We start from the raw sequence: 11468 nt of genomic DNA on the forward strand, positions 1-11468 counted from the left end.
TCGCGTCGTCACCGGCCGCGGTCGTCCATCAGTCGTGTGGGAGCGGGTGTGCCGAAGTGGTGGGACAAGGCGGTGGACCCTTCGCGCAGCGCGTAGGCCAGCGTTCGCCGCTGCCTCACCACCGGCACGACAGGATCTCGTGCAGGCCAGTCGGTTTCGGGCACGAACTCGGTCTCCAACGGGGCGTGCTCACGGGCGAAGGAATCAGCGACCCCGTCCGCGACCACCCCGGCGACCGCCGTCCACGCGGCGATCGTGGCCCTGGACAGCCGGTGCACCACGAGGCGCTCGCCGCTGGCGATCACCGGATCGAACGGAACAGTGACAACGCGCTGCACTCCGGCGGTCCGCAAGGTGTCCGCCGCCATCGCGGTATCGCCCACGGAGCCGAGCACGACCACCGCCCCGGCCGCGAGGTCCTCGAACCCGTCGTCGGCGATGCCGTCGAGCAACCGCAGCGCCGCGACCACGGCGTCACGGCGGCCGATCAGCGGGACGACGAGCTGGGTGGCGTGCTGAATCGCCCACCGGAACGCCGAGGCGCGCTCGTTGTCTCCGGTGTCGACGACCGCGAGCGACCGGTGCCGCCGCAGGACTGCCCAGATCGCCGCGCATTCCTCGGCGCCGACGCAGCAGCTGCCGCCAGGGCTGTGGTCGGAGGCCAGCACCTCATCGAGGGTGGGCTGCCGATGCAGAAACCGCGCCAACCCCGACGCGTCGGCATTCGCCGAACACAACTCGTGCGCGTGTCCGAGAACATCCCACACCGTTTCCGGGCCCGTGCACACCGCGGCGCGGTCGGCGAGGGTGCCACAGGCTTCGTTCGCGTCCCACGCCACCACCTGCCCACCACGGTGCTCGGCTAACAACGCCGACAACAGCACCACCGCGGGCGTAACCCCGGTGCCGCCCTTCGGGTTCGCCACCACCACCAACGGCGTCCCGGCCAACGGTTGCCGAATCCGCTCGACATCCCGGCGGTAACGCACCTCCGCGCCATCACGCGGCGGCCGCAACCGCAACCCGAATCCGTTCAACGTGCCCCGCCACCCCCATTGCGCGGGATCGGATTCCACACCGGGAGCCGGGTGACGAAGCATCGCCAGACGGGCCTCCCGCACCGCCGCCACCTCGTGCACATCCAACGTGCGCTCGGCCAGGTTCTCGGCGCCGACACCGTAAGGGTCCGAAACCTCCTGCGGCTCAGCGCCGTCCTCGGCTTCAGGCTGGTTGGGCGGCTCGGCCGCTGCGGTCGAGGAACTTGGGGGTCGCAGACGCTGGCGGCGGAGGTCGACCGGCCGCTCGGCGGTGTAGTCATCGCGGTCCCCGGCGATTTCGTCGGCTTCGATGGGGTGTTCGGTCACGGTGACCTCCTTTCACGCAACGCCTTGGCGCACGCGGTCATTGGTGTGAGGGCGAGGCGTAGTGGGTGGCGAGTTCAGGAATGGTGCGCACGTAGCCGAGGGTCTCCGCGTTCTGGCAGACCCCGCCCTGATCGAGGGTGTTCTGGGCGCCGCAGTTGTACATGCTCAACCACAACTCGGTGAGCTCACCGTGCAACCGGCCCTCCGCGAGCCCCTTCTTCGCGATATCGATCAACTCGCACGCGTACTTGCCCTGTGACACAACAGCATCCGCGATCGAGAACACATCGACAGTCCCGTCTCCATCGCCATCGACACCATGCCCTGCCCAGGTGCCGGGCATGAACTGCGCCGGACCCAGCGCCCCGGCGGGTGATCGGGCCCAACGGTTGAACCCCGATTCCTGCCGCAACTGCGCGGCCAGGATCGCCTCGGACAACTCCGGGCACTGGGCCGCGGCCTTGCGGATCCACGGCTCGAACTCCGGCGGCACCGACCCCGCCAGCAACGGTTCATTGCTCGAGACCGGTTCGCACCCCACCTGCCGCCCGCCGATGTTCGCGAGGCGGCGCGAGCGGGACGTCCGCCGAGCATCGTCTGCTACAGCAACCGGTCGCACCGGGCTACTCGTCTCGGGCGATGGAACCGCTTGCAGCCAGGGCATCGGGTCGACGGCGTCCCCGCCATGGAAGCGACCGCCCGGCCACACCTCGAAATGCAGATGCGCGCCGTTGGCTTCGCCCGCGCTGCCCACTGCCCCTATCTGCTGTCCGGCGTGCACGACGTCGGAGGTGTGGACGAGGACGCCGTCGTCGAACATGTGCCCGTAAACCGTCGAGACGAGGCCCTCGGGGCGTTGGCTGTCGACCACGATCCAGTTCCCGAACCCCGATGCCGGGCCCGCGGCCGCCACGGTGCCGTCCATCGCCGCGAGGATCGGAGTCCCCTGCGGCGCAGCGAGATCCACGCCCCGATGGAATCCACCGTCACGAGGCCCGAACGGCGAGGACACCGTGTAGCTGCCCGCAGGCAGCGGAATCACCGCCTGACCGGACGAGACCGGCTGCTGTCGAGGGGCCTGCGGCATGTTCGGCAGGCAGTGTGGGTCCGCGGGTTTCCGCTCCCCGACACCGATCAGCAGCAGGCCCGCCGCGGCGACCACCACGCCCACGATCACCAGTGCCCGCGTCGGTCCGCTGTCCATCACGACGCTCCGAGCGAACGAATGCGGTTGGTGAACCAATCGGTCAGCCACTGGGTCGCGGTGCGCTGCCCATCGACAACGTAATGGTCGTAGCCCTGATGAGCACCGGAAGCGAAAAACGATGCGGCACTGAGTCCTTCGGACGCCAACTGGGCCAACGCGTCCACGCCCTGGCCCGGTTGCTTGTCGGTCAGGGATCGAGCGACCCCAGCGACATCCGGTGATGCCTGCGAGCCGGACTTCGGAGTGTTGGTGAGCGTGTTGACCGCCAGGGTCGCGAACCCGAGCAGGGTGGGAATCAGCGCGGTCGCTCGGGCGGCGATATCGACCGGATTACCGCCCGCGGCAACAGCTTCGGCGATCTGCCACAGGTTCTCCTGCAATTGCCCAACCTGACCCGCCAGCGCGGGGATGTCGAGATTCGCCAGCAGCCCAACCAACACCGACACGGTTTGCGCGACGCCACTGCTGTCCGGAATCATGCCGATCAACCCGGAGACGGTATGCAGATCCACCCCCGCGGCCAACTTCACCAGGGGCTCGAACGCGGTGTTCACCTTGCCGAACAGGTCGTGCAGGCCGCGCACCTTGCCCACGAGGTCGACACCAGGATCGCCGATCAGCCCCACGATCCGGTTCAGCACATCGAGCAGGCTCGGCACATTCGCGGCGAACCGCAGACCGTTGACCGTCACGTTGGTGACCTGATCGACCACCACCGACGGCTTGAGCAACGACAACACACGCGACGCGTCACCGACCACCTCGGCCGGGGCCGCGGTCACCGCCTCGCTCAACGGCGCCGTCGCGGTCTTCACCCGCTCGGCCTGCGCCTGCACATCCCCTGCCGAGCTGCGTCCAGCCGCACTGGAACCGGTCTGAGAACCGATCGAAGCCAGCGAATCGAGAGCGCCAGTCAAGTCGGAATACGAAGCGGCACTGAGGATCTCGCTAGCCGTGTGTTCGGGAGTGCCTTCCGCGCCGGACGAGAGCTTCGATTGGGCCGCAGGGTTGCCTGCCGCCCATCCGGTGAGCTCGTTCAGCGGGCGAAGGGCCCCATTCAGCGTGTCGACGCTCCGCGCGACCTGGCCGGGATCGGGATGGCCGGAGGTGGCTTGCGCGGTCAGTTGCTGGATCGCGGACGGGATCTGGTCCAGACGCGCGTCGCCGAGGTTGGAGACCAGCGAATGGGTGAACTCGGTTGATGCCGAGCCGGTTTGGTCGCGTGGTCCACCCTGCGCAGAATCTCCGGCTCCCCCGGTGGGCTGCGACAGGGCGCGGCCGAGACCGGAGATGATCGGATGCTGCGATGTGTCGGTGGAGCAGTACAGGTCGCTGTCGGAGCAGATCTCCGCCGTGACCGCCGACAGCTGGCAGAAGCCCTGCCGAGCTCCCGCGATCCCTTCCCCGCTCACCTGCGGTCCGACCAACCTGTCCCCCGGCGCACCGCGATGCGGATCCGCGATCAACCCGACCGCCACGACACGATCCGCGGCCACCGGATCCCCTGAGCAGCCGATCGAGGCGACCACATCTCCGATCGCGTCGGCGCCCTGGCTGTATCCGGAGATCACGAATTTCGTTGCCGGGCAGCGCTTGTCGAAGTCGGATATGGCGCGGCGGACGGCGGCCACGCCGGTGGCCTTGCTGTCGCCGTAGGGCATCCGGTCGAACGCCGCCGACGCATACGCGGGGAACCGGAAGGCGAACTGGCTCCCGAAACGCTGCGCCAGCCCCGTCGCCACCGGCGCCAACAACCCGACCGGAGCCGACTCATCGGCCTGCGGACCCGTCTCCCACGTCCCAGGAAGAAACACACCCGCCACCACCGGGCACTGCGCGTTCCCGCTTCCCCTCCCCGGCTCGGCGCTCGCGACGGCCGGAACGAGGCTGGCGACCACGATCCCCACAGCCGTCACCCACACGGGGATCACCCGAACCGGAAAGGCCCTGCCCGCGACGACCCGAAACCTTTGGCGCACCGAGCTTCTCACAGGCCGCTCCGACGGTTCGCGCCACGGCGCGCGGCGACCCAGGCATCGACCTTCGACTGTTCCAGCCGAAGCGGAGCATTCCGCGCGTCCCCGCTCTTCCACGCCTGCGAGTACAACTCGTGCCCGAGGACCCGCAAATGCCGAATCCGATCCGGAGAATCCCCAGTGCGAGCACTGATCTGGTGAATATTCAAGACTCGATCCGTCCCTCTGCACGAACCGCAACGACCACACGCACTAGTCATCAACTTCACACCTCCCACCACCAGCCCGCGAAAAGACGCGAGCGAATATCACCGCCGCCGAACGGTTTCGAGGTCACACTCAGTTGTCGCGGACTCACGATTCCCGCGGCCGATGCTGACGAAGGCCGACGTCTCGCCATTCACGAGCGGCCCGCTTCCGCTTCCCGCGCTGCCCACGCAGGGTTCGTCGCAGGCGACGAAGCCCGTCGATTTCCTCGTCGTAGAGTCGCTCGAACCTCTCGCTCAGTGCATCATCACGAAAGGCACTGGCGGACTTAGGCTTCGAGCTGGATCGGCTGTCGAGGCTCGATGGCGCGTCGACTTCGGCAGCGAGATTTCCAGGTTGAGATAGCAGGCGCATCGCAACCTCCTCGAATCACCCATGGATGACGGAGCCGTCACTAGGCAACTCGCCCACACCCATGTATCGGTGAGCCGACCGACGCTGACTGCCGTCCGCGCGGAATACAGCCACACGAACGTAGGAAGGGAGAACGTCGATCGCGATCGTCATCTGGCCCCGCAACGGCGGTTACCAGGAAACCCGAGAACCGGGATAGATCACTAACGTTAGCGCGAAGAACCAAGGGCCGCAACGCCTGATCGCACAACCCATCAATTGCCACCACCCAGGCAGCTACCCGCTACGCCTTGCGAATGGTCAGGCGTCGCGGAAGGTGACCAGGGCGGCCGTCGTCGAGCGATTGAGGATGATCAATTTGGCCACGACCTCGACCGCGAGATAGTCACCCCGCCGAGTCAGCAGCCGCACCACCCCGAACGCCCGCCCCGAGTCCAGGTCCCGCTGCATCCGCCGCACAACCTCACGATCATCGGGATGAACCGGCGGCTTCCCGATCCGCTGATACTCCTCGAACTCCCACGCAAGATCCGGGAACGGCTCCCCGTACCACCGCAGCAACCGCAACGGATGCAACTCCAGAATCGCCCGATACTCCCCCGGCTCAGCGCTCGTCGCCGCGACCAACTCGGCCAGCATGATCGGCGACTCCGAATCCACCGCCGGCCGCGCCAAGCCGAGGTCGTGCGACAGGCCACGCAGGATGCGCTCGGGCGGCTCCTGCGGACCATCCGGCGGCGGCTCGGAAAAGATCCGGACCGCGAAGTTGACATCATGCCGCGTCCCATCCGGACGCTTCTGCGGCCAGGTCGTCTGATGCTTGGTGCCCGGCGCCGCATTGATGATCTTGACCAACGTCTCCGACGCATCACTCCCGGTCTCGAGCACATTGAACGCCTCCGCGATCGTCCACTCCCGCCGCTCGGCTTCCTCCTCCGACCCCTCCGGCACCAACCCCTTACTCCGAGTGACCGTCCCCCGCGTCAGATTCCACACGAACGCCCACGCCCGACCATGCGGCGGGCTCGAAGCCGCGTCGGCCGCGTCGACGGTCCGCAACCACACCCCGTGCACCCGCTTCCAGTCATCGCAGACCGGCTCCGCAATTGCCACTTTGTTCCCAGGAATTCCCACCTTCTGCGCTCGAGAGGACGTGCACACCCGTGAGATCACCGCGGCGAGAGCATCTTTCGCCGCGCTCCGTTTGAAGAATGCGTCGATCGGTACCATCGACTTGACGGCACCGCCCTGAGCAACCACCGTGGGCGAGCCTGGATCCAATGTTTCGATCAGCAACCAGCTGCTCGGCATAATCAAAAGGCTAGCAGCGTGACACACCGGACGAACGGAACCAAACGTGCTGCCCGACCTCGCTGAGTGCCTAACCCTGCCGCCAACCTTCTTCCAAGACCCGCACGCCTTCTATCGCTCCCTGAATGAGAGAGGCGCATTCCACCCCATCGTTCTCCACAGTGGAATGCGAGCCTGGCTCGTCACCGGATTCGACGAAGCAAAGGAAATGCTCCGCCACCCCGGTCTACGCAAGGACGCCCACACCGTCGCCGGGGTCGCCGCCCGATCAGGCGCCGGTCGCTCCGCGGCATCGACCGTCAGCGGCGGAATTACCGCCCACATGCTCAATTCCGACCCACCCCGCCACACCAGGCTCCGACGAATAGCCACCTCGGCCTTCACACCAGCCCGAGTCGCCGCACTCTATCCGCGGGTAGCGAAGATCTCCGACGAACTGCTCAACGAGATGTCGATTCACGACTCCGTCGACCTCATCGAAGCCTACGCAGCCCCGATTCCCATCACGGTCATCTGCGAAATGCTCGGCATTCCCACCGCCGACCGCACCATCTTCCGGCAGTGGACCAACACCGTCATCGACGTGATCGCCGGAGACCCCGACAACGTCGCCAGCGCCAGCAGAAGCCTCGAACGCTACCTGCACGGGCTCGTCGACGAACGACGCCGCAAGCCCCAAGACGATCTCATCTCAGCACTCCTCACGGCCGGGGATGACGCAGATCGCCTGTCCGACGTCGAACTGGTTTCCACCGTGTTCCTCATCCTGGTCGCGGGCCACGAGACCACAGTCAACCTCATCGCCAACTCCGCGCTCACCGTCCTGAACGGCACCGTGTCCGTGAAGCAGGCGCTCGAACTGCCCGAGCAGCTGATCGAAGAGACACTCCGGTACAATGGCCCGGTCAACGTCGCCACTCTGCGATACGCTGCGGTAACCATTCACGCGGGCACCCAGACGATCGTGCCAGGCGAAGTCGTGCTCATCGCGCTGATGGCTGCGAACCGCGACAGCCGACGCTTCCCAGATCCCGACACCTTCGCTCTCGACCGAAACACGCGCGGGCACTTGGCATTCGGTAGCGGAATCCACCAATGCCTGGGTGCAAGCCTGGCGCGCATGGAGACTTCCGTGGCTATCCGACAGTTGTTCACCCGTTTCCCCGACACGAGCCTCACCGGATCAGCTACAGAATGGCGGACGAGCATCCTCATCCGCGGGCTCACTCGGCTCGACGTCACATTGAGATGACCAGCTCGGCAGCAATCCCATACTTCAAGTAGGAAACCTGGCGGCGAGCCCGAATTCGCACCCTGGTCCGGGAAAGCAAACGGGGCAGGAATTCTTTTCTCGTCCAACCTAGCGCCACCCCTTGCGCCGCTGCAGAACCATGGCTTATAACCGAAATAGCAACGTGCCCGCAGCACGCGGGGTCCTGGCGCATCGCCGTCGATGCGACTTGTAGCGTTCCACACCGACGCTCGAGATCCATGAGATGTGTCGCCTTCACGCTACGAGGTGCGCCATGACTTTCGTTCGAGAACTCCCAACGCCGCTGATCACCTGGGCCTCACCCGTCCGTACGCGTCTGCATCCGGCACAAACTGCGGAGGGGTGAGGCTACGGTGACCGCAGAAACCCACTTCCCCCCTTCGCCGTCGTCGATGCCGCCTCACGTCAACTCCTATCCAAACCAATCGCCTCGCCACCGGCCATCACCGCGCTGGGTGATCGCCGAAACGCTCACCGGACCTGAGGGACCTTCTGCAGTCTTGGACGGAAATTACATCCGCCACTTTGCCAACTTGAGTCGAGTGACGATTGCGACAAACGCCTCCGTCGCTCGGCGGCTTCGTCCGCTTGTACAACGCTGCGCCAATTCAGGCCACAGCGAAATCGAAGATGTGCCCCTTCCCTCCGGCGGTTCCCAACAACTCCTAGCGATCCCTACGTTCGGGCCATCCAACCAGGTCTTCGCTGTTACTCTTTGCGCAGGAGTCCCTCCCGGCGACCAACCAGTCAGACCAGGGATCGAGACCGTCGAGCTAAACCCCAGCACCGGCACCGCCAGAGTGTCTCCACCACTACGGCACGCCATTGCGATTTCGACGGAAACGGATTCCGATACAACGGTTTCCACGTTCATGTCACGATTCGACCGCTGGGACGATCGAGAAGGATTCCTCTCACTCTTCGATCTCACGGCACCGTCAGAACGATGGGCCGGCACAACCACAGCGGCTCTGCAGACCGGCAACCGCCATCACCTATTCATCGCCGCCAAACTCTCCCCCGCTAGACGCTCGATCCACGCACTGATGTGCGATCTGGGAACACACGACGCCGTCCCACCACCGGACTTCATATCCGCCGCCCTCCGCCGCCTTCGCTTACCAGAAGGCCACTCGATCGGAATCGTTGATTTACGTTCACAACTGATTCACGAATGGGCACCCACAGGTCCCACACCATCCGGATACAGCCCTTCACATCTTCGCGTCCACCCAGAGGACGAAGGGATCTTCGCGAACGCGTGCGGGCATCTGCTGCACGGCAGACAGCAGTGGCACAACGAGTTTCGTATGTCAATTGACTCCCGAAAATGGCACCCCGTACGAGCCCAGTGGATCCTCGTAACGCGCGGCGCCCGCCCTCAAGCAGCGATCCAGATTGCAGTACGTGCCGAGTAGCACAGGATTGTCCAACGCAGTTCAGAGGCTGGTCCTCGTGGCTGCGTGAAGCACGACCGCGCATATGGAGTCATCGCGGGCCCTGAGGACTTATAATCGCCTATGAAACTGCAGCACGTCGGTCTACAAGGTCCCTTCCGAATAGCTGGGGCTCATCCCGCTGCTGGAGCATCCGGTTCGCCGCCGGAATGATCAGCAAGTGAAAAGACTTCGGAGCAGTTTCAGGCTGGAGCCTCATGGCATGCGGCAACTTCCATCAAAAGCAGATGGACATATGGCGGCTTGCAGGTCAGAATCAAGCGTGTCCGTCCAGCTTCCGACACCCATCCGCATCGAGGCACTCCTTCGAGGACATGCTCGGTTGGTTCTCCCAGTGCCTCGATGAGTGCGGTACTCATCCTGGCGTACGTTTCCCGTAGAAGGGCGTGGCCCGCATCGTCCTCCGAAGCGGGTCCGGTCACCGGAACACAGAGACAGTCCGCTTGCGGCCACTCGCCGAGCACGTATCCATCGGCTGTTCCCAGCCTCGTGTCTATAATATTGTGATCAATGTCTGTCGTTTTCGTGATCCAGCCGAGCGCGCCCGCAAGTCCGAGCGCGTCATCCATTCGCCAAGACCAGACCAGGTTCCGAAGCTGTCGGGCCAGCTTGATGATCTCATCGTCGTCCAACGCCGGCCAACCGGCGCGGACGGGCGGGTCAGAAAATCGCTTCGGCGGATTCGCTTCTTGGTGTTCCATCAAGGTCGCGATGCGCTGACCGCTGCCCAATTGATCGGCTGAAAGTCCCTTCGACATTCCCTCGGGCCAGAGGCGGTCGATGAATGCGTCTGCCTGTCGGCGCTCTTCCGTGAAAGGCGTGGTCTGCATCGGTGCAGAGTCGGGGATCGAGTAGATACGTGGATCGAGCGGGAGCGCCACGCCTTCGAGCCGAGGTTCTGCCGCCTGAACGTTCGCCTCCGATGAGGAGGGGATGGGCGCGGGCAACGAGAAATTCTGTGCGACCACCACTACCGGCGCTCCCGGCAACCGCCGTTGCCGGTCGGCGACAGTCAGACCGGCCGCGCGACATCCCAGCTCCGCCAAACCTTGCCACTTGGCGATGTCAGTTCCCGGTACGGCGTCGAGCCCGAGGGTCCATTCGTCGGAGCCGGATCGTGTCAGAGAGAGGTTCAGCGCGGTGATAGTGCGGTACTTCGGGTGTCGTTCGGTGCGGCGTGCCAGCTCGCTTCCCACTGGGTCCGCAAAGGTTCCGACCAGCCGAAGCCCCAGGCTCTCCACCAACTTGTCAAGAGCGGCCTGGTCCAATGACCCGTGCAGCACAAGTGTGAGTTGACGTTGAAGAAGGTTCACCGTGAGTCGATTCTGTACAGGCCGAGCAGCGGCAGGTCCATGAGTTCGTTCGATGCCTGTGCGTTCCACGCCTCGTAGCACAACCCAGCGGGGCTACCGACGGCGAGGCCATCACGAAGCCCCGTGACTACCATTGCAGCAAGCTGGCGGTAGATCGCCGACGCGACCGGCCACGGGACTTCGATCCACCAGTTGCCGCCGTGATCCAGGTCAGGCACCTGCCACCCGGCATCAATGATCCGCCGTCGGCGGTCCTCCGCGGGTCGGTCCGTCGGAGGAAGGTACTCGTCCCCGGTCAACTCAGCCAACAAGTACGCATCGCCCTGGGCGAATTGAGCGAAACGGTACGGAGGGCTAGAGGCGACAACCTTCACCATCGCCCCCGCGGGAAGGACAGAGAGCTGCTCCGCGAGCTGGGCGGCGAATCGATCCCAATCGGTCACATCAAGCCCTCCTTCTCCAACTCGATCGCACGATCACGGGCAGCAAGGTAGGAATTTCGAGCCAAATGCATCTGTAGGGTGTTCGCCACGACCATCAACTGCACAGTGTCCTCGCCGTCGGCCCACCGTACTTCAGCAGACTCGCCAGGCATACGCGCCGTTGGGTTGCCGAGGGCAACGCTCAACGCACCCGTCATATCCGCGAACGCATCTCGAACCTGTTCCTGCCGCTGGGCATAGTCCGTCACTTGCACTTCAATGCCCTGGACGTTCCCTGAGCGGCCGTGGACGCGGCCACTGCCGACTCCGAACCCAGTATCGAGCAGAACCCAGTCAGGCCGCGTGGTTCGCACTTGCCAACCGAAGGCTCTCGCCAAGGCTGGTACATCCGCCAGCTTCCACGACCAATCGAAAGCCCTCAGACGAGTCGCCAATTCGACGATCTCACGATTACCTAATCGTCGCCATTCTGCCATGTCACCATCTTAGCTAATATCGAGAGT

General features: G+C 64.8%; 9 protein-coding genes. 2 read left to right on the forward strand and 7 right to left on the reverse strand.

Going from position 1 to position 11468, the window contains the following annotated elements; all coding sequences use genetic code 11:
* Positions 1-8: 8 nt before the first annotated feature.
* The 4 genes from ACFYTQ_RS36705 to ACFYTQ_RS36720 form a co-directional block, all read right to left on the reverse strand.
* Positions 9-1364, reverse strand: coding sequence for a MinD/ParA family protein (locus tag ACFYTQ_RS36705; RefSeq protein ID WP_387370888.1), 1356 nt, complete (start codon positions 1362-1364; stop codon positions 9-11).
* A gap of 37 nt (positions 1365-1401) precedes the next feature.
* Positions 1402-2568, reverse strand: a complete 1167-nt coding sequence (locus tag ACFYTQ_RS36710; RefSeq protein ID WP_387370890.1) for a peptidoglycan DD-metalloendopeptidase family protein — start codon at positions 2566-2568, stop codon at positions 1402-1404.
* The gene (locus ACFYTQ_RS36715) at positions 2568-4478 is read right to left on the reverse strand and encodes a cutinase family protein (protein WP_387370892.1); all 1911 of its coding nucleotides are present in this window, start codon (positions 4476-4478) and stop codon (positions 2568-2570) included. The genes ACFYTQ_RS36710 and ACFYTQ_RS36715 overlap by 1 nt, the downstream gene beginning before the upstream one ends.
* A gap of 990 nt (positions 4479-5468) precedes the next feature.
* A complete protein-coding gene (locus tag ACFYTQ_RS36720) occupies positions 5469-6479 on the reverse strand; it encodes a GAF domain-containing protein (RefSeq protein ID WP_387370894.1) in 1011 nt (336 codons plus the stop codon).
* 46 nt (positions 6480-6525) lie between these two features.
* Here ACFYTQ_RS36720 and ACFYTQ_RS36725 point away from each other — a divergent pair, with 46 nt between their 5' ends.
* Both ACFYTQ_RS36725 and ACFYTQ_RS36730 read left to right on the forward strand, forming a co-directional pair.
* Positions 6526-7731, forward strand: coding sequence for a cytochrome P450 (locus ACFYTQ_RS36725; RefSeq protein WP_387370896.1), 1206 nt, complete (start codon positions 6526-6528; stop codon positions 7729-7731).
* A 413-nt stretch (positions 7732-8144) separates the two neighbouring features.
* Positions 8145-9170: a GAF domain-containing protein gene (locus tag ACFYTQ_RS36730; protein WP_387370937.1), complete on the forward strand. Its 1026-nt coding sequence runs from the start codon at positions 8145-8147 to the stop codon at positions 9168-9170.
* A gap of 221 nt (positions 9171-9391) precedes the next feature.
* Here the strand turns inward: ACFYTQ_RS36730 and ACFYTQ_RS36735 are convergent, their stop codons facing one another.
* The 3 genes from ACFYTQ_RS36735 to ACFYTQ_RS36745 are packed head-to-tail and all read right to left on the reverse strand — an operon-like array spanning position 9392 to position 11441.
* Entirely contained in the window at positions 9392-10522 is a 1131-nt protein-coding gene (locus ACFYTQ_RS36735; RefSeq protein ID WP_387370898.1) for a DUF6301 family protein, read from the reverse strand.
* Complete coding sequence (locus ACFYTQ_RS36740; protein ID WP_387370900.1) at positions 10519-10965, reverse strand: hypothetical protein; 447 nt, start codon at positions 10963-10965, stop codon at positions 10519-10521. Before ACFYTQ_RS36740 ends, ACFYTQ_RS36735 begins: the two co-directional genes overlap by 4 nt.
* Complete coding sequence (locus ACFYTQ_RS36745) at positions 10962-11441, reverse strand: DUF6301 family protein (protein WP_387370902.1); 480 nt, start codon at positions 11439-11441, stop codon at positions 10962-10964. Before ACFYTQ_RS36745 ends, ACFYTQ_RS36740 begins: the two co-directional genes overlap by 4 nt.
* Between the last annotated feature and the right edge of the window lie 27 nt (positions 11442-11468).

The sequence above is a fragment of the Nocardia sp. NPDC004068 genome (assembly GCF_042874315.1).
GTDB lineage: Bacteria > Actinomycetota > Actinomycetes > Mycobacteriales > Mycobacteriaceae > Nocardia.